The organism is Bacillus tequilensis KCTC 13622 (assembly GCF_000507145.1).
In the GTDB taxonomy this organism is placed as follows: Bacteria; Bacillota; Bacilli; order Bacillales; family Bacillaceae; genus Bacillus; species Bacillus tequilensis.
Genome location: NZ_AYTO01000041.1, coordinates 261,400 through 280,799 on the forward strand (window position 1 = coordinate 261,400; position 19,400 = coordinate 280,799).

The 19,400-nt window shown below is 43.9% G+C and carries 15 protein-coding genes; all 15 read right to left on the bottom strand.

Annotation, left to right across the window (positions count from 1 at the left end):
• Positions 1–122: 122 nt before the first annotated feature.
• Positions 123–842: an RNA polymerase sporulation sigma factor SigE gene (gene sigE / locus V756_RS0119440; protein ID WP_024716134.1), complete on the bottom strand. Its 720-nt coding sequence runs from the start codon at positions 840–842 to the stop codon at positions 123–125.
• 62 nt (positions 843–904) lie between these two features.
• Complete coding sequence (gene spoIIGA / locus V756_RS0119445; protein WP_024716135.1) at positions 905–1,834, bottom strand: sigma-E processing peptidase SpoIIGA; 930 nt, start codon at positions 1,832–1,834, stop codon at positions 905–907.
• A gap of 193 nt (positions 1,835–2,027) precedes the next feature.
• Complete coding sequence (locus V756_RS0119450) at positions 2,028–6,329, bottom strand: S8 family peptidase (protein ID WP_024716136.1); 4,302 nt, start codon at positions 6,327–6,329, stop codon at positions 2,028–2,030.
• Between the two features lie 302 nt (positions 6,330–6,631).
• On the bottom strand, positions 6,632–7,780 hold the full coding sequence (gene ftsZ, locus V756_RS0119455; RefSeq protein WP_024716137.1) for a cell division protein FtsZ: 1,149 nt from the start codon (positions 7,778–7,780) through the stop codon (positions 6,632–6,634).
• Between the two features lie 35 nt (positions 7,781–7,815).
• Positions 7,816–9,138 (bottom strand): cell division protein FtsA, encoded by a 1,323-nt coding sequence (gene ftsA, locus V756_RS0119460; RefSeq protein WP_024716138.1) that lies wholly within the window; start codon positions 9,136–9,138, stop codon positions 7,816–7,818.
• A gap of 173 nt (positions 9,139–9,311) precedes the next feature.
• On the bottom strand, positions 9,312–9,677 hold the full coding sequence (locus V756_RS0119465; RefSeq protein WP_024716139.1) for a small basic family protein: 366 nt from the start codon (positions 9,675–9,677) through the stop codon (positions 9,312–9,314).
• A gap of 17 nt (positions 9,678–9,694) precedes the next feature.
• Positions 9,695–10,402 carry a DUF881 domain-containing protein gene (locus tag V756_RS0119470; RefSeq protein ID WP_024716140.1) on the bottom strand — a complete coding sequence of 236 codons (708 nt, stop codon included), beginning with the start codon at positions 10,400–10,402 and terminating at the stop codon, positions 9,695–9,697.
• Between the two features lie 22 nt (positions 10,403–10,424).
• Positions 10,425–11,120 (bottom strand): DUF881 domain-containing protein, encoded by a 696-nt coding sequence (locus V756_RS0119475; RefSeq protein WP_024716141.1) that lies wholly within the window; start codon positions 11,118–11,120, stop codon positions 10,425–10,427.
• The gene (divIB, locus tag V756_RS0119480) at positions 11,117–11,908 is read right to left on the bottom strand and encodes a cell division protein DivIB (RefSeq protein ID WP_024716142.1); all 792 of its coding nucleotides are present in this window, start codon (positions 11,906–11,908) and stop codon (positions 11,117–11,119) included. Before divIB ends, V756_RS0119475 begins: the two co-directional genes overlap by 4 nt.
• Before the next feature lie 129 nt (positions 11,909–12,037).
• The gene (murB, locus tag V756_RS0119485) at positions 12,038–12,949 is read right to left on the bottom strand and encodes a UDP-N-acetylmuramate dehydrogenase (RefSeq protein ID WP_024716143.1); all 912 of its coding nucleotides are present in this window, start codon (positions 12,947–12,949) and stop codon (positions 12,038–12,040) included.
• A 31-nt stretch (positions 12,950–12,980) separates the two neighbouring features.
• A complete protein-coding gene (murG, locus tag V756_RS0119490) occupies positions 12,981–14,072 on the bottom strand; it encodes an undecaprenyldiphospho-muramoylpentapeptide beta-N-acetylglucosaminyltransferase (RefSeq protein WP_024716144.1) in 1,092 nt (363 codons plus the stop codon).
• A 122-nt stretch (positions 14,073–14,194) separates the two neighbouring features.
• Positions 14,195–15,295 (bottom strand): stage V sporulation protein E, encoded by a 1,101-nt coding sequence (gene spoVE / locus V756_RS0119495; RefSeq protein WP_024716145.1) that lies wholly within the window; start codon positions 15,293–15,295, stop codon positions 14,195–14,197.
• 60 nt (positions 15,296–15,355) lie between these two features.
• Positions 15,356–16,711 carry a UDP-N-acetylmuramoyl-L-alanine--D-glutamate ligase gene (murD, locus tag V756_RS0119500; protein ID WP_024716146.1) on the bottom strand — a complete coding sequence of 452 codons (1,356 nt, stop codon included), beginning with the start codon at positions 16,709–16,711 and terminating at the stop codon, positions 15,356–15,358.
• On the bottom strand, positions 16,712–17,686 hold the full coding sequence (mraY, locus tag V756_RS0119505; RefSeq protein ID WP_003238695.1) for a phospho-N-acetylmuramoyl-pentapeptide-transferase: 975 nt from the start codon (positions 17,684–17,686) through the stop codon (positions 16,712–16,714). It lies immediately after the preceding gene.
• A gap of 111 nt (positions 17,687–17,797) precedes the next feature.
• Positions 17,798–19,282, bottom strand: coding sequence for a UDP-N-acetylmuramoyl-L-alanyl-D-glutamate--2,6-diaminopimelate ligase (locus V756_RS0119515; RefSeq protein WP_024716147.1), 1,485 nt, complete (start codon positions 19,280–19,282; stop codon positions 17,798–17,800).
• Positions 19,283–19,400: the final 118 nt, after the last annotated feature.

The window sequence follows — 19,400 nt, forward strand, 5'->3', positions numbered from 1 at the left end:
GGAGCTGCTGTACAACGTTAAGTATCTCCTCGGGTGGGAAAAATATGCACTGCACTCAGACCGAAAAATAATCGAAATTGGGAAATCCCTGTAAAATAAAGGGGTTCTAACCATAAAAATTTTTACACCATTTTGTTGAACTCTTTTCTCAATCTTTTTATAATTCTTTTTTCCAAACGCGAAATATAGGATTGAGAAATTCCCATCATATCTGCTACATCCTTTTGGGTTTTTTCTTCTTCGCCGACTAGCCCAAACCGCAGCTCCATGATTTGCTTTTCTCTTTCATTGAGCTGTTCAAGCGCTTTTTTCAAAAGCTTTTTATCTACGTTAGCTTCTATGTCCTTTGTGATAATGTCGTCGTCAGTGCCGAGCACATCAGAAAGCAAAAGCTCATTTCCGTCCCAATCAATATTTAGCGGCTCATCAAAGGAAACCTCTGAGCGTATTTTGTTGTTTCTCCTTAAATACATCAGGATTTCGTTTTCTATACAGCGGGAGGCATAGGTCGCCAGCTTGATTTTCTTTTCTGGATTGAACGTATTTACAGCTTTGATTAATCCGATGGTGCCGATGCTGATTAAATCCTCTATATTGATTCCCGTATTTTCAAATTTACGGGCGATATAAACAACCAGACGCAGATTGCGTTCAATCAAAATGGCGCGAGCCGCCTGATCGCCGTTTGGGAGCTTCGCTAACAGTACCTGCTCCTCATCCTTAGATAATGGCGGCGGCAGGGCTTCACTCCCGCCTATGTAATAAACTTCATCACTTTTCAGCCCCAGTTTCATCAGCAGCTTATACCAGAGGTGCGTCAATCGCAATTTCAGTTTTTTCATCTTCCTCTCCCTTCTAAATGTCACGCCGTTTGAGTATGATAAGTAACGGACATTTGCGAACTTTATGAAACGTGTTTGATGGCCTTGCCCGAAAGCATTTTCGGATGAATAATCGCATCAAATTCTCCATCTGCCGATAGCTTTGTTGCGCTGATGCCAATTAAACATTTATCTGCAGAAATCATTTCTTCTTTTGTCATAATCGTTACGTGATCCGGTTTTATGCATAATAAAAATTGATTTTGCTGACCTACTCCCCTGTACGGAATCAGCCTCATTTTATCTAAAAAGCGAAACGAATCATCGAGCTGTTGGATGGCTTCCAATGGATCTGTGTTTTTGATGATCATCGTTTCGGCTGCTCCGAATATCGGCTCCAGCTTATCAATGTAAATAATCATAACCGGCGTTTTTGTGAGAGGATCGTACAGCTGATTACCGGAATCAATCAGCCCTCTGACATGAAGTGTTTGGCCCCCCAAATCCGCCTGTACGCTGACTCGTTCTTCATATTGAATGTTTTTTGTTTCAATATCATCAATTCTTCTTTTAGAAAAAAACCATAACGCCGGGAAGCCAGCAACAATAAACAACCAGCTGATTGGGTCTCCAAATCCGGTTTGATTCGTCATCATAACACCATTGCGCACGATCGAATTTGACTGCAGCAAAGAATGGGCTCCAATCATTCCTCCCCCCATTAAAAAAGTGGCAAAATAAAAGGAAAACAAATTTTGAAAGAAATAACGGAATCTCTTAAAGCCAAATGTCACCATCACAATAACAACTGAAAAAGCCAGCTTGCCTGCCGGGTGTTCAACGATCGGCGAAAAAGGAGTAAACATCAAAAGGACAATACTGGAACCGATGAACGCTCCGCCTATCAGTCTTCTTTTTTTCACATGCCGTTTTAAAATAAATGCCGTGAGCAAAAGCAAAAGTGCATCAAAACAAAAGTTTAACAGCCAAATGACATCTAAATAGATTTTCACATCTGACTCCCTTCTTTCTCGCGTCACGCTGTTCCTCTTCTTATTTCATAAGTATAAAGCAAGCTCTGTGGGAAAGTCTGTCAATTAATGTTGAGAGATAACTACAATTTTTAAGGGATATCTGCTTAATTTGTCGAGGAAATAAATGAGAGTATATATAAAAAAGCTGCCTGTGGCGGCAGCTTTTTCATACTTACTTTTTAGTATTGATATAAAGTTTTCCATTCGCTGTTTTTCTCGTTTCATTTCCATAAGCATCACGTGCAATCACTTCTACTTTTGCTCCGTTTGCATTAATAGAAGATGTGGCTGTCCAATAGCCTTCATATCTCCCTGGAGACACTTCTCTCAGCGGGAGCTCGGTGGCGTTTTGCACATTCGCTCTTGCATTTGTCAGCGGCAGGCGAATGACAAATGTTGCATCCAAATCTTCAGCGCTTGAGAAAGCGATTTTCACAGATTCACCGGCTTTTAAGGTTTTGTCCTCCCCAGGAATCAAGCCGGAAATGACGGGCTGGTCAAAGTTAACGTCAATGACAGCCTTTTTCGTCGTTTTGTTGCCGGCTAAGTCAGAGGCAGTCACCTTGACTTCATTGGTTCCGTTCTCCAAGAGAATACGGGCTGAGTATGAACCATCTGTAACTGTCGCTTTTTTGCCGTTCACCTTGACTTCTTTCAGGTGTTTATCTGATACAGACCCTTTGACAGTCAGTGTTTCTTTATTTGTTTTTTCGCCATCCTTTGGATTGTCCAGCGTCACTTCAGGTTTGTCTTGATCAAGCGTGACTGTGATTGGACTGGAGGCATCCGTAGTCCCGTTGTCTGTTGATGCAGCGGCCGTCAGCTCATTTTCACCCTTGCTGAGTGATATGTCTGCCTGGAACGTGCCATCCTCAGCAGCTTTCGTTTCTCCTGCTTCTTTCTTTCCATTATAAAGGTGTACCGTTGTGCCAGGAGAGGCTTTTCCTTTTACCGTAACATTCTCTTTATTTGTGTATGATTTGTCCGCCGGTGAAGTAATTTCAGGTACAGCAGCTTCATAATCAACTAAGGCGCGAATCATATAGTTGCCGTCAGCTTTGTCACCTGGCTGCCATTGGCCGCCTATATACTGCCAGTTGCGGCCGGAGTTCTTACCGTTTTCATCCAATGCCAGTCCAGGTGAATATGGATCAGGTTTGGACTGGATATACACGAGATAAAAGTCTTTATCGACCATAATCCCTTTTGAACTGAGATCTACCTTTGTCCATTCACCATTGCGAAGGGCTTCAGCGTCAAATGGCCCGGCAATTTTTTTGCCTGGTGCGCCATCTTCTCCTGTAGCATCATATACCTCAACCTTAAACTCCGTGCCGCCGGGATCAGGGAACTCCGAATCCCAGAATCTGAACAGCCCTCCTGTAAGCATACCTTTGTCCTTGCCGTCAGCCAGCGTCATTTTGACCGCCCATCCGTTACCGGCCGCAAAATAGGAATTGGCATTCTCCGCCGTTCCATCATCATATGCTATCTCACCAGGATAACCGACGAAAGGCTTCAGTACAGTTTCTTTAGTCACATCACCTTTTAAATCAACGGAAAATTCATCGCTGTAATAACCCGGTGCAGCGATTTTAATCGTATAAGCGCCTTCATAGGCCTCAAGCGTATATTCACCTTTGTCGTTTGTTGTAGCCGGTTCAACCGCAGCATCCTCCACCACATAAACGGAGGCACCTTTTACCGGCTCACCTGTCGTTTTATTAATGACCATGCCTTTTAATGTACCCTTCTTCATTTCTTCTAACGTAAAATGAGCTTGTGTCGTCTGATCTGCTTGCAGAGAAACTTTTTGTGTTTTTGATTGATAGCCGTACGCTTCTGCCATCAGTGTATAGTCTCCGGCTTTGTGCATCAGCTTGTACTGCCCTGTAGATTGATCCGAATATGTTGATTTTCCTGTTTCTACTACACTGACTTGTGCTCTCAGCGGCAAAACTTGAGGCTGTATATCTTTACCCTCGGTTTTTACAGCTGTATGTTGAGATGGCTTAGCTTCTTTCGGATTCACTGCTTTTTTCTTTTGCTTTCCAGACGGCTTTTCAACACCCAGCTTATTCTTTTTGGCTGTTTTTCCGGACGATTTGTCAGAAAGCACCACATCATCAATGTACCAGCCTTCCTTTTCAATGCTTTCATCAGATTGAAGGTTGAACATCACTTGAATGTTCTGGCCTTTATAAGCAGTTAAATCAATTTCTTCTTCCGTCCAGCTTGCTGTCTTTCCATTATAGACACCAGCCTGCTCCCAATTCTTTTCACCTTCCGGAAGAACAAAAACATAGCCGTAATCAAAATCTTCCTCTAAATTGTGCCAGCTCTTAAATTGCAAAAACAGATTTCCTGAATCCGGCACTTTAACAGGAGGCATGATGAGATTCATGTTTGCTGAACTGGAATAGTTTCCCGCCAGGTTTGTTCCGTACACTTTTTCTCCTGATGCCGCTTTATTTGGGCCTGAAGACGGAACTCCCCATTCCCAGTTATTATTGGTTCCGCTCGTTATCCAGCCGCCGGGGGCAGCTTCAAAATCCTGCTTATATCCCACTGTGATGCTTGGTTTCACTGTTACATCGTATGTGTCAGACTCAACGACATGGCCGCCAAAATCCTGAATCATCCACTTATAGCTTAGTGCAGCCCCTTTTATGTTTGAGATCTCTGCCTGATACGTTCCTTTCAAGTGATCACCGCTGACTCGTTTAGCCGTTACTTGTGTCCATTCACCTTGATCCAGCTTATAGGACAGCTTTACTGATGTCACACTTACATTATCCTCAGCTGTCAATGTCAGCGGCAGGTTCGCGCCTTCATAGGCTTCTGTTACCTTCTCGTGCTGATAGACAGGGGGCTCTTGATCATTGCCCTCAACAGAAACTTGTCCTTCTGCTTTTCCTAATCCGTCTGTAACAGCGGATACAGCATCAAAAGCGTTCACCAAACCATGGCCGTATCCGTTATTCGGTGAATCAGGAAATGTAGAATCCGTCAGCGGTTCAGCTGTACTGGTTAATATATCTTCCATCTCATCAACAGAAAGTGAGGCATCCGCCTGTTTCAGCAGTGCGGCAACAGCGGATACGTGCGGACCTGCCATTGATGTGCCGTCCCATCCGTCCTCATATGTCTGACCGGGAACGGAAGAGCGGATATTGACGCCCGGTGCAGAAATTTCCGGCTTTATTTCATCATATGGAGAGGGTCCTTGAAGGGAAAAGTCAGCGAGCTTTTTATTGATATCAGTCGCTCCAGTTGCAAACGACTCCGGATAGTTGGCAGGATTTGCGATAGAACCAGGTCCGCCCGGAATAAAGAGATCCGTATTCCCCGCTGAAAACTCAGGAAAAATATCGGCCGCACGCCAGGCATTGACCATGTCTCTGTACCATTCATCGAGTCCTGATCCCCCGCCCCAGGAGTTATTGACAACATCAGGAGCCATCTCAGGATGTGGTTTGCCCTCTGCGTCCTTTGGAGCTAAAACCCATTCGCCAGCCTTCAAAATGTCAGCATCAGTGCCGCCATCTTCGGAGAACGCTTTAACCGCAATCCATTTTGCGCCAGGCGCTACACCGATTTGATTTTTCCCATCCTGTTCAGCTCCCACCATCGTACCTGTTACGTGGGTTCCGTGAGCCAGATCATCGTAAGGGCTTTCTTCCCCTGCTACTGCATCGTACCAGTTCATTTCATGATTAGGCTTATCAGGATTTGCCGGATCATATCCGCGATATTTCTCTTTTAACGCCGGATGGTTCCATTCCACACCGGTATCAATGGACGCAACAACTGTGCCAGTTCCATCGTATCCAAGTGCCCAAGCTTTCGGGGCATCGATTTGGTTTATATTCCACTCCACACCGTCAGTTGCTTTGACAGCTTTTTGCGTTTTTTTCATATGAAATGGTGAGGCTGACTTAAACAGCTGCCGTTTCTCATTTGGAAGCACCTTTTCCACTTCAGGGAACTGCGCCACTTTTTCCATCACCTCTTTTGAGGCATGGACAGCGATCCCATTCACGATATAATAAGAGTGAATCTGGTCTGCATTCCCCTTATTTTTCTGGCTGTTCAAGTATGTTAAGACGTCACTCTGGGATTCATCGGCTGTGACTTTTAAAGATGACACAACGGCAGAGCGCTTTTGATATTCTGTCTTAGCGGCAGTCAGATTCTTCGCTTTCGCTTTTTTAGCAGCTGCTTTTGCCGCTTTTTCTGTGTCGGCTTGATCTTTAAATTTAATCAGAAAGGTCATTTTTTCTTTCTTTTTAAAGCTTTTCTTTAATGAACTTGAGATCTTGTTCTGAATGGTTTCAGCAGATTGAAGCTCCTGTTTAACAGAAGTTGAGGCATCTTTGCTGCTTGCTCCGGCTGCACCCGGAAATAGCAGTGAACCAATGACAACCGTACTTAAAACAGAGCTGATGAGTCTGTTTTTCGTTTTTTTCCTCATTTTTATCCCCCTTATTCAACATGCGTTGTAAAAAATATGTCGTCCCTCCTTTTAAAAATGTGTGGTTTGTCAGAACATCGCTGTATGTTAACTGTAGACAATCTGCATTACAGATATTGTCGTTTTATGTCACCGAATTTCCAAATATATGAAAATGATAAAATCGTCACGAAACAATAATAGGTCTAATAGCCTGATTTGTTGCTATACGAAGGAAGACATGGAGAAAAAGATTTTACAAGAAGAAAAGGTTTTGGAGAAAAACAAAAAGGACAAAATCGGAAACGATTTTGTCCTTTACATTAGCCGCGTTTATTACGGTTTCTTAAGAATGTCGGGATGTCAAGCGTATCATCAGCCGGCTGTGAAGTATGACGGCTTACTGTGTTTTGCTGCTGAGGCTCCTCACGTTTTGGCTCACGCTTTGGAACACTTTGATTATGTGTTTTGCTGCTTTGGTTTAAGCTTGGACGCTGAGGTTTTGTCACGTCCTTCTCTTGTTCGATAAAACCAGTCGCAATCACTGTCACCACAATCTCGTCTTTTAGATTCTCGTTAATAACAGAACCGAAAATCATGTTGACGTCTTGGTCAGACGCTGAAGCGACAATGTCTGCTGCTTCCTGAACTTCATATAGGCTGAGGTTTGTTCCCCCAGTGATGTTCATGAGGACGCCTTGTGCACCGTCAATGGCCGCTTCAAGAAGCGGGCTGGAGATCGCTTTTTTCGCTGCCTCTGCCGCGCGGTTTTCTCCAGTTGCAATACCGATGCCCATCAAAGCAGATCCTTTGTTTGACATGATTGTTTTCACATCAGCAAAGTCAAGGTTGATAAGACCAGGCGTAGCAATCAAGTCAGAAATCCCTTGAACCCCTTGGCGGAGTACGTTATCTGCTTCACGGAATGCTTCAAGCATCGGTGTGTTTTTATCAACAATTTCAAGGATACGGTCGTTCGGGATCACGATCAGTGTATCCACCGCTTCTTTCATTGCCGAGATTCCGCCTGCAGCTTGAAGCTGTCTTTTGCGTCCTTCAAATGTAAACGGTCTTGTGACGACTCCGACTGTTAGTGCGCCTAAGTCTTTCGCGATTTGCGCGATAACCGGTGCGGCACCTGTTCCTGTTCCGCCGCCCATACCAGCTGTCACGAATACCATGTCAGCGCCTTTTAACGCTTCTTCAATCTGCTCTTTGCTTTCTTCAGCGGCTTTTTTTCCGACTTCCGGATTCGCACCTGCTCCCAATCCTCTAGTCAGCTTTGCACCGATTTGCATTTTCACTTCTGCTTTTGACAGGTTAAGAGCTTGAGCGTCTGTATTTACCGCGATGTACTCTACTCCTTGCACTTCATTTTCAATCATTCGGTTAACGGCGTTGTTACCGCCGCCTCCTACTCCGATTACTTTAATTGATGCTAAGCCGTCTATGTTTGTTTCGAACTCCAACATGCTAAATCCTCCTAATCTGCCGAATGACTATCTATCTATTCCCAAAACATGCTTAATAGTTTTTTCATTTTGCTCTGTTTATGTTGTTCGGCTTGTGTTTTTTGTTTTCCTTTTGGCCGCTGCTGCACCTTATTTTGGTGATGATGCTGCTCTTGTTCCTCTGATGATGAGACTGCAATTTCCTGCACCGCTTCTTCAGGCATCTTGAAGCCTATTGCTCTGCCTTGGATTCTTGCATTTCGGCAGGCGAATTGGATCAGGCCTACTCCCGTCATATATTGAGGATCTCTTACACCGATATAATTCGGGCTTGCCACCCTGACATTGTTTTGCAGCACATCCTGTGCCAATGACATGACACCCGGCATTGCTGCTTGTCCTCCTGTCAGCACGAAGCCTCCCGGCAGATCGGTAATTCCCATACTGCGAAGTTCTTCTGAAACAATTTCAAGAATTTCTTCTACTCTTGCTTCAATGATATTCGCTGCTTCCTGCTGTGTAAATGTTTGTTTTTGATTGGTGCCTATAACGGTTACCTCAAAGACTTCATCTTCAGAAGCTTCGTCATAGTAGGCATGTCCAAATTGCTTTTTCACGCGTTCTGCTTCTTCTGTTGACGTTCTCAATCCGATGGAGATATCTTTGGTGATATTTTCGCCTCCGAGAGGAATGACACGGGTAGAAGTGAGATGTCCGTTCTGGAATACGGCAATGGTTGTTGACCCTCCCCCTATATCAATGAGAGCCACACCAAGGTTTTTCTCGTCCTTTGATAATGCAGCAGAACCGGCTGCCAGCGGCTGAAGACAAATGTCAGTTATTTCAATACCGGCTCTTTCAACACAGCGGAGCAAGTTATGTAAGATTGTTTTTGAACCGGTGATCAAGGTGCCCTCTACTTCTAAACGCACACCCAGCATTTTTTTCGGATCAGTGATTTCATCTCTTCCATCAACGATAAACTGTTTAGGTACGACGTCCACAATCAGCTGTTCATGCGGTATTGAAACCACCTGGGCCGCCTCCATGACACGGCGCACATCTTCAACTTGAATTTCTTTATTTTCACTGGAAACTGCTACAACACCATTTGTATCTTGAATATTGATATAATTTCCATTAACGCCGACAATCGCTTTTCTTAGCGGAAAACCTACCATTCTTTCAGCTTGGTCAAACGCTTTTCTTATAGAATGAACGGTCTCATCTATATCAACGATTGAGCCTTTTTTTAACCCTTCGGACGGTACATTTCCCACACCGATAATATTAAGGGAATCATCTGTCATTTCTCCGACGATCACTTTTGTATTGGACGTACCGATGTCAAGACTGACGTAAAGTTCATTGTTGTTCATTCTATGGCACCTCCTCACATTTCGATCATTTCTATTCTATTATTTGCGGAACAACAATACAATGAATGTGGCTTTACAAGTGTGTAACAAAAAATAACAACGGAATATTCCTATGTGTTTTTCACATTTTATGTTTATTGAAAATATTCGTTATATCCTATGTATATCCTCTTTTATATCACATTTTTTTTATTTTTTTTAGTCAGAGACCACTTTGTTAGTAGATTTCTTCTGATAACGGCTATATTCTGAAATAATCTGACTCCAAATGCGAAAATACCTGCTAAATACAAGTCTACACCAAGATGGACTCCCAGAAAAGCTAAACTTATTGCCAATATAATATTAAAAAAGAAACCGGAAACAAATACCATTTCATCATATGTACCTTGTAAATGCGCTCTGATTCCGCCAATTAATGTATCAAGTGCGGCAAGCACGGCAAGCGATAAATAGTTTGAGTATTCACTCGGTATCGTTAAGTTTGTCATCAGTCCTATCGCAATTCCGAGCACCAGTCCCAGCACGGGCAGCCACATGACAACTCTCCTCCTTTTCAGTCTTTAAGCGGTTTCAGCTGTTGTACGTCCAATGGTCTGTCATATGCTTTTAATGTCAGTTTGCTTTTAGATTGACCGGCTTTTAATGCTAAATTTTCAGATGCAAAGAGATCCTCAAGGCCTGACCCCTTTACTCTGCTGTACAGCATGTCCGGGTCTTCGGCAAGCACTTTTACTGTTAAAGGATAATCGTCAAGGCTGTATCCGTCTATTTTTGTTATGCCGTTTATATCCCTTATGACTGTATGATTTACAACTCTTCGCTCATTAATCGAGATATGCTCCGCACCGAAAGAGTTAAGTTCATTGATCAGCTTCTTCAGCAAATCCGGAGGCGGATGTTCGATCGGCTCTCCTGTTAAGCTTTCCGAAAAAAGCGGGGAAATGGTGATGACAATTCCGCTACCTGTTATATCGGTCATGCCGGCTGTTTTTTTTAAGGTTTGCAATGTATTATTGATCGCGGTTTCTTTTGTCATTTCTTTTGTTTGTGAATAGCTATTCAGCAATTTGTCATATTTGTTTATTTCAGCCAGCAGCTTTTCCTGCTTTTTCTGTTCTGAAGTCAGCTCTTCCCTTATATCCCACATATCTCTTGTGTCTCTGACTTTAGGGTGCTGTAACGAGTTAAACTGAACAGCTATCATGAGGCCGAAGATGACCATAAGCACACTGATGCTTATGAAGGAACGCTTTATTTTCAATCTGTTTCACCCGCTTTTTCCGTCATTCCTTCGTTTTCAGAATGGGTTTCATTTGTACGTTTTTCTCTTTTTCTGCGGAAACAGAAATATGATCGATTGACAGCTGATCAACCAGGCCTCCTGCTATATTTAACGAGGGCAGCAGGACATCAGGATCTCCAATAGCAGATATCGTAAACGGAGCGGGATGCTGAACCCCGTCTACCGTTACAACAGGGCCGTTGCACTTGATATAGGAGTCATGTGTCAGACGCTGTCCATTCACAGCGACGGCCGCCGCACCCGAGATATACAGTTCGTTCACCACTTGAAAGATATGGCTTTCGTGAACGATGTAGCTGTTCACATTCTCCCCTTCCGGTATGTACGACGCATCTTCCAGGGTCACTTCAACGCCCTCTCCCTGTACACCGACTTCGCCAATATACATTCTGTATTTTTCTGTATCTTCGAGATCGTTATAGTATTCCGTCTTTTCTTTCTTCAGCTTGTTTTCCGCCTGACGGACTTTGTTCTGCTTTTGATATAATTCTTTTTCAAGATTTTTATTTTCTTTCTCCTGCTTGAGCAGTTCATCTCTCAGCGTATATTCTTTTTTCCACTCTTCCGTCTCAGCCGCGCTTTTGTTGTTTTGCTTTGTCATTTGAAACGAAAATGAAATCAAAAAGCCTGCGACAAGCATAATCAAAGAAAGAAGGACTGCTGATTTGCCTCTCAATTTTCCTCTTCCTTTTTAGCAGCTTTCCCATTTTTTCCAAACTCTTCAAAATAGGTTGCAACTTCTAAATGAATAATTCCTTTCTTATTGCTGCTAAGCTGCGAAATGATAGAAGGATACGTTTTCATTCGGTCTGCAAAGGTTTTAATAGACGCAGTGACGACATAACCGTCGTTCATATACAATTTAATGCGGTTTTTATCCATTTTTACAGGTGTATAATAAATTTCTGAAATCGACTGTTTTAAAGAATTCGAAAGAGCATCAAGCTGCTTGGCCATTTGAGACCGTTTTTTCGCGTTTGTCCAATTGACCAAAATCGGTCCGGCATCATCCGGCGTTACTTCGTTTGGCAAAACTGAACCGTTTTCAAGCACTTCATAGTAAACTTCGTCTTTTTCTAAATAAGCAATCGCTTTATATTCTTCGATCACAATGTTGATTTTATTAGGAAGCGATTTGCTGATTTCCGCTTTTTTCACTAATTTATTTTGCTGAATCTTCTTTTCTGTTTTTTTCTTGTCCAAACTCCAAAACTCAGTATCTCCGCTGTTAATATCGGAAAGATCGATAATTTCCTTTTTGGATACATTCTCATTCCCTGTAACAGAAATTGTTGATACTTTGCTGATTGGCGTCTGCAGGTACACGATGACCAGCACCATCACAAAAAAGAGCATAATAAATGAAATGAGACGGCGGTTTGCCTTCTGTTTCCGCTGCTCTTTAATTTTAGGAATCCGTTCTTCAATGTTTACGATTTTTTCTCGGTCATGACCTGGGTTCATTGCCTGTTCACCTCATTCAAATGAAACAGCTGTTAAAAGTCTGTCTACTCCAAAACAAACGGCATACTATGATGCCGTTTGTCGTTTGCTTACAGTATATCACATGAACTGCTTCAGTCAGAACTTGAATCAGCGATTGTCTCCGATGATTTCAACCTCTGTGTGCATATCAATCTCGTATTTTTCACGGATTGTCTTTTTCACATGGTCGATGAGATCAAGCACATCTTTTGCTGACGCTCCGCCCGCATTGACGATGAAGTTTCCGTGCATCTCCGAAATCTTTGCACCGCCGATTTGATATCCTTTCAAGCCTGCTTTTTCAACAAGGTTTCCGGCATGATTTGGTAGCGGGTTTCTGAATATGCTTCCCGCACAAGGGCTTGAATACGGCTGTGTATTTTTTCTATAGTCTTTGTTGCTTTGCATTTGCTGAACGATTGATTCCTTATCCTTCTGCTCCAGCTGCAAAACAGCTTCAAGGCAAACGCCCGGGCGTTTCTTTTGCAATACAGATGTTCTGTAGCTGAAATCCATTTGCTCATTTGTCAGCCACTCAATCGTGCCGTCTTCAAATAAAATATGGGCTTTAACTAGGATTTCGCTCATATCAGAACCGTGAGCGCCGGCATTCATATAAACCGCTCCGCCGACTGATCCCGGAATACCCGCAGCAAATTCCAAGCCAGAGAGGCCTTTTTTGCTCAATGATGTAGCAAGACGAACCACTGAATAACCGCCTCCGACCGTCACTTGTTCCCCGTCAAGCTCCAAATGATCAAGGCCCGCGCCAAGCTTGATCACTACGCCTCTGATTCCTTCATCTAAAACAAGAAGATTTGATCCGCGGCCGATGACTGTCCACTTCATATCATGTTTTTTAATAACGTCCATGATATCTTTGACAGCATCTACACTGCTTGGAATGACCAATACATCCGCAGGTCCGCCGATTTTCATCGTGGTATGATTCGCGAGCGGTTCGTTTGCAAGAACCTTGCCGACTTCGCGTTCTTTTAATTCCTGTATCACTTTCTCCATCGTAAACCTCCGCATTCCATTTGCTTTTCTATTATTTTTTCAATTCTTCGAGTACGCTGTATAAACGGGCAGCCGCGTCAGGAACACCGAGTGACTTTGTCCGTTCGCTCATTTCCTTTAACGTTTGCTCATTCAGTACAATCCGGTCAAGCGCATCAATCAGTTTTTCCCCGCTGAGCTCTGTTTCTTTTAGAACAATCGCCGCATCATGCTGGCCGAGAGATCTCGCATTGACCTCCTGGTGATTCGCTGTTACATACGGGCTTGGGATCAGCACACTTGGGATTCCAAGAGCAGTGATTTCGGCAATCGTCGTCGCACCGGCTCTGGCTACAATGACATCAATAGCTTTTAGATACTCAGGCATCTGGTGAAGAAACGGCTTTGTGACCATATTATCAGCGGCACCCTTGCTTTTCAGCTCATTCATCACTTTGTCATAGTGAACTTCGCCTGTGATATACAGCACTTGGTAGTCTCTTGTTTTCAGCGCATCCTGCATCTCAATGACAGCACGGTTAATCGGTGCTGCACCTCGGCTTCCGCCAAAAATCAAGACCGTTTTCTTCTCCTCAGCAAGCCCAAATTCAGCCATTGATCGGCCCGTCTTTATTGAGACGACTTCAGAGGCTCTCGGGTTTCCTGTAAATACAACTTTCTCGCTAGGAAAATGTGATTTGGCTTCTTCAAAACAAATCGCTACTTTATTAACATATTTTGAAAGAAACTTATTCGTGATGCCCGGCAGGCTGTTTTGTTCATGAACGATAGTCGGAATGCCCATTTTCGCAGCGGCATAGACAACCGGCCCGCATACGTAACCGCCCGTTCCAATCACGGCATCAGGCTTAAATTCCGCTAAATACGATTTGCTCTTTTTTACGCCCTTCAGAAAACGCATTACAGTCTTGACGTTTTCAAATGACAGCTTTCTTTTAAATCCTGTAATTTCAATTGACCGAAACGGAATATTCTCCCGCTCAACAATTGTTTTCTCCAGCCCGTTTTCTGTTCCGATATATAAAAATTCTACATCAGGATGACGGCGCTGCACTTCTTTAATAAAAGCAAGCGCAGGATAAATATGTCCTCCTGTGCCGCCTCCGCTTATTGCAATACGCATATCTCTTCCCCCAGTCTAAGTTTCTCTATAACATAGCGATAACCCTGTTTAGTTAGACAGGGTTATCACATCAATTGTTTCTCAGGCCCCCTGTTTCACAAAGAGCTTTGGCAATCCATTCATTAATACCTCGAGTAGCGGCTCACGTTCAGCAGCACACCGACAGCCATCAGCATTAGGGTCAAGGAAGAGCCTCCGTAGCTGAGAAACGGGAGGGTGATCCCTGTTACCGGAATCAGGCCAGTGACTACACCGATATTAATCATGACTTGAATGGCAATCATTGAAATAATACCGACTGCGACAAAGCTCCCGTACAGATCAGGCGCACCGAGCGCGATTCTGATCCCTCTCCACAGCAGAACGCTGAAGAGGAGCAAAATAAGTGTTCCTCCGATAAAGCCAAGTTCCTCAGACAAGATGGCAAAAATAAAGTCTGTCTGCGGCTCAGGCAGATAAAAGAACTTCTGTCTGCTTTGTCCGAGTCCCATTCCGAACAATCCGCCGGGCCCCACTGCATAAAGCGATTGAATGATTTGAAAACCGCTTCCGAGCGGGTCTTCCCACGGATTTAAGTATGAAGTAATCCGCTTAATCCGATATGGAGCCGATAATACGAGCCCGACAAATCCGCTGAGGCCAATCAGCCCTAGAAAGGCGAAATGGGCGATTCGCGCGCCGGCTACAAAAATCATGACAATACAAGTTCCGACCATTACGGTCCCCGTTCCAAGGTCAGGCTGGCACATGATAATCAAAAACGCTGAAAACACAATACCAAGTGCCGGGATGAATCCCCGTCTGAACGATGTGATGTTTTTTTGTTTTTCAGAGAGAAATTTAGCAAGGAATGCGATCATCGCAAGCTTCATAAACTCTGAAGGCTGAATGCTGAATGCTCCGACCCCGATCCAGCTTCTTGAACCGTTCCGCACCATGCCGACGCCCGGTATCAAAACCAGCACAAGAAGGAAAAAACAGATAACCAAGAGCATTTTGGACCATGTCCTCCAAGTCCAATAATCGACATTCATGATAAAAAACATGGCAATGACGCCGATTCCCGCAAACAGCAGCTGCCGTTTCGCGAAAAAGAATGAGTCGTCAAATTTATAATCCGCCCAAACCGCACTCGCACTGTACACCATAATTAAACCGATTGTTAATAATAATAGCGTAATGATGACCAATAACAAATCAGGCGATGTTTTTTTAGTAGTCAAAGCAATCGACACCCCAAGCTTAAAGTCATTAGGGCTGCTGATTCACTTCAAGACAAGCCCTTACTTAAGCATATGCACGGCATCTATAAACATGTCACCGCGTTCTTCAAATGTTTTGAATTGATCCCAGCTCGCACACGCAGGTGAAAGCAGGATAACATCTCCCTCATCTGAGAGCGCAAACGCCGCAGATACTGCTTGTTCAACATTATCGACACGTTTGACATGTTGTATTCCCAGCTCATTGCCGATCTTCTCGAGCTTCGGTGCTGTCTGGCCAAATGTAAGCACCGCTTTGACATGCTTCATATACGGTTTTAAGTCGTCAAAACCATTTCCGCGATCCAGTCCGCCCGCAAGCAGAATGACCGGTTTGTCAAAAGCGGAAAGCGCCTTGCTTGTCGCCAAAATGTTTGTTGCTTTACTGTCATTATAAAACTTGCGGTCTTTCACTGTTGTGACATATTGGAGACGGTGCTTCACGCCTGTAAAGCTTGTCAGCACCTTTTTGACTGCTTCGTTGGACGCTCCAGCCGTTTTCACAACCGCTATGGCAGCTAAAATGTTCTCCATGTTATGAGCGCCGGGCAGCACAACCTCTTCAAGAGGAAGAATGGCTTCGCCGTTGAACATAATCACACCGTCTTTTACATAAGCGCCCTGCTCAAGGGTTTCACTGACAGAAAACGGGACGATTTCGGCTTTTCCAGCTTCAGCCAGACGCACGACGGTTGCATCATCCTGGTTCACAATGGCTTTATCTGAAGCAGTTTGATGAAGGTACACTTTCTGTTTCGCTTTTTCATAATTTTCTCGCGTATGGTGATAATCCAAATGGGCGTCAAATATGTTTAAAATCAAGCTGATTTCCGGTCTGAAGGCGTGTGTTCCCATCAGCTGAAACGAAGACAGTTCAGTAACGATCCATTCATCCCCATCAGCATGATGGGCAACCTCACTTGCGACTGTGCCGATGTTGCCGGCAATCAATGCTTTTTGCGAGTCGGCTTTTAGCATTTCATAAATCAGCGTTGTCGTGGTCGTTTTTCCGTTTGATCCGGTGATCCCGATAAACTTTGCGTTTGTCAGGTAGTAAGCAAGCTCAATTTCCGTCCAAACCGGGATCCCTCTTTTTTCCGCTTCCTGAACCATAATGTTTTCATAAGGAATACCCGGGTTTTTGATCAGAACCGTGATTTTATGCTGATCGAACAGAGAAACCGGATGCTCTCCGCAAACAACCTCAATTCCTTTTTCAGAAAGCTTTTGCGCTGGTTCGTTTTCTTCAAAAGGCTTTTGGTCGTTAACTGCCACATACATGCCTTTTTCATGAAGAATGGATGCCGCCGCATACCCGCTTTTCGCGAGCCCAAGGATTAAAAAATGCTGATTCTGTAAAAATTGATCGTTTTCCACTTATAACCACACCTCGATGTAAATTCCTAAAACGGCAAGCAAAAGTCCCGCAGCCCAAAATGTCACGACTACTCTCCATTCAGACCAGCCGACAAGCTCATAGTGGTGATGAAGCGGACTCATTTTAAAGATTCGTTTACCCGTCGTTTTAAAGCTGATAACCTGCAGAATAACGGATAGTGTCTCGATAACGAATACACCGCCGATGATAACCAGCAGGATTTCTAATTTCGTTAAAATCGCAATGGTAACGATAGCTCCTCCCAATGCAAGTGATCCCGTATCTCCCATAAAGACTTTGGCCGGATGAGCATTAAATACAAGGAAGCCAAGCACTGCGCCGACAACTGCAACTGAGAAAATCGCTACGTCATATTGGGACTGATTCCATGCCAGGATGGCAAAGGCGCCAAAAGCAATCGCAGCCGTACCCGATAATAAACCGTCAAGGCCGTCAGTCAGGTTAACCGCGTTTGATCCTCCGACAAGCATAAAGAGCACAAGGATAAAGTAAGCCCAGCCAAGATCAAATGATAAATCAGTTCCAGGTACGCGAATATCCGTCGCGAAATTGTAGTAATGATACACGGCATAAAATACAACCGCAATGATAATTTGTCCGATTAGCTTTTGCTTTGACGTCAATCCAAGGTTGCGCTTCATGACGACCTTGATGTAATCATCTAAAAAGCCAAGCAGACCGTAGCCGAGTGTAACAAACAGAAGCAGCACCATTTCCGGGCTTATTTCTGAAAACTTCTGTGTCATCACAATTGTTGTCACAATGATAGAAAGTATGATCATAACCCCGCCCATTGTCGGCGTCCCTGATTTTTTTTGATGTGATTTCGGTCCTTCTTCTCTAATACTTTGGCCGAATTTTAATCTTCTTAAAAACGGAATAAGAATCGGAGAGAGCAGAACACTAATTAAAAACCCCATTAAAATTGTAAATAGAATGACTTGCTCAAGCATTGTCCTTTTCTCCTCCTGTTTCTTTCAAACGACATACGTAGTTATCATATTCATGATTTTTTTCCATATGAAAAATCTTTTCGAGCTCCATTATTCAATAACATCTCTTTCCTATGAATTCGTCTTATTTTTATTGAGTTCGACAATGGCTCTCGCCGCCACCTCAGCATCATCAAAATCGAACGTTTTGTTTCCGATCTGCTGATAGGTTTCATGCCCTTTTCCGGCTATGAGGACAACGTCGCCTTTTTTAGCATTGGCAATCGCGAAAAAGATCGCCTGCTCGCGGTTTGCGATGCTGTGGTAGTATGCGTTCACTACTCCAGCTTCCATATCTCTTAAAATCGCGCGAGGATCTTCGCTTCTCGGGTTATCTGAAGTGAAAATCGGCTCGTCAGCGAGCTCTACAGCGATTTTAGCCATTTTAGGGCGCTTCGTCTTGTCTCTGTCTCCCCCGCAGCCGACAACGACGAAAAGTTTTCCTTCCGTCATGTCTCTGCAAGTGTTCAGCACATTTTCAAGGCTGTCCGGCGTGTGCGCGTAATCTACAATGACCGGAAACTCCTGCTGCTGATTGACCAATTCAAATCGGCCTCTTACGCCATGCAATTCTTCAACAGCTTCAGTGATAATTTCAAACGGGACGCCTGCTGCAATACATGTTGCGACCGCTGCCAGCACGTTATACACGTTAAATTGTCCGACGAGCGACATCGTAATGTGCTTAGTGCCTTTGTTTGTCACAAGATCAAAGCTTGTGCCCTGTGCAGTGATCGTGATGTTCTTCGCCATCACATCAGCGTTGTTTTTAATTCCGTATGTAGAGATATGCGCTGCTGTTACCTTTTCAAAATAAGCGCTCGCCTCATCGTCAGCGTTCAGCACGGCACGCTTTGGATGTTCATGGTTGAAAGCTCCGCCAAGCTGAGAAAAGAGCAGGCTTTTTGCATGTCGGTACTCATCCATCGTTTTATGATAGTCCAGATGGTCCTGCGTTAAATTCGTAAACACGGCAATATCGTAATCGCAGCCATGAACCCGTCCTAAAGACAAAGCGTGAGAAGAAACTTCCATGATGGCAGTGTCTACATGCTTGTCATTCATTTTCTTAAACGTTTTCTGCAGCGTGACGCTTTCAGGCGTTGTGTTTTTAACAGGAAGTGTTTCATCGCCGATTTTCATGTACATAGTGCCGATTAAACCTGTTCGTTTTCCCGCTTTTTTCAGAATCTCATCGACCATGTGGGTCGTTGATGTTTTGCCGTTTGTGCCTGTGATTCCGATCAGCTGAAGCTTCTTTGTCGGCTGTCCGTAAAACGCATCAGACAAAACGCTGAGCGCACGCAGAGACTGGCGGACAATAATGACAGGCACATCCACATCGAGCTCTCTTTCTGCCACAATAGCCGCTGCGCCGCTTTCTACTGCTTTTTGGGCAAAATCATGGCCATCCACCGTATACCCTTTTACACATACAAAAAGACTCCCTTTCTTTACTTCCCTGGAGTCCATCTCAATTGAAGTTATGTCAGGGTCTTGTGTGTCGTTTACAGAAGGTTCGGTTGTTAAGTATGTAAGCAGCTTTGTAAGTTTCATCGTATCAAACCTCTCAACATTCTAATTCGTTCTCTTTATCATTGAAGTCACGTCAAATGAAGTGATAATGATTTTAAGCATACAGTTCATATTTTAGCGTAAATAAAAGGATACATCC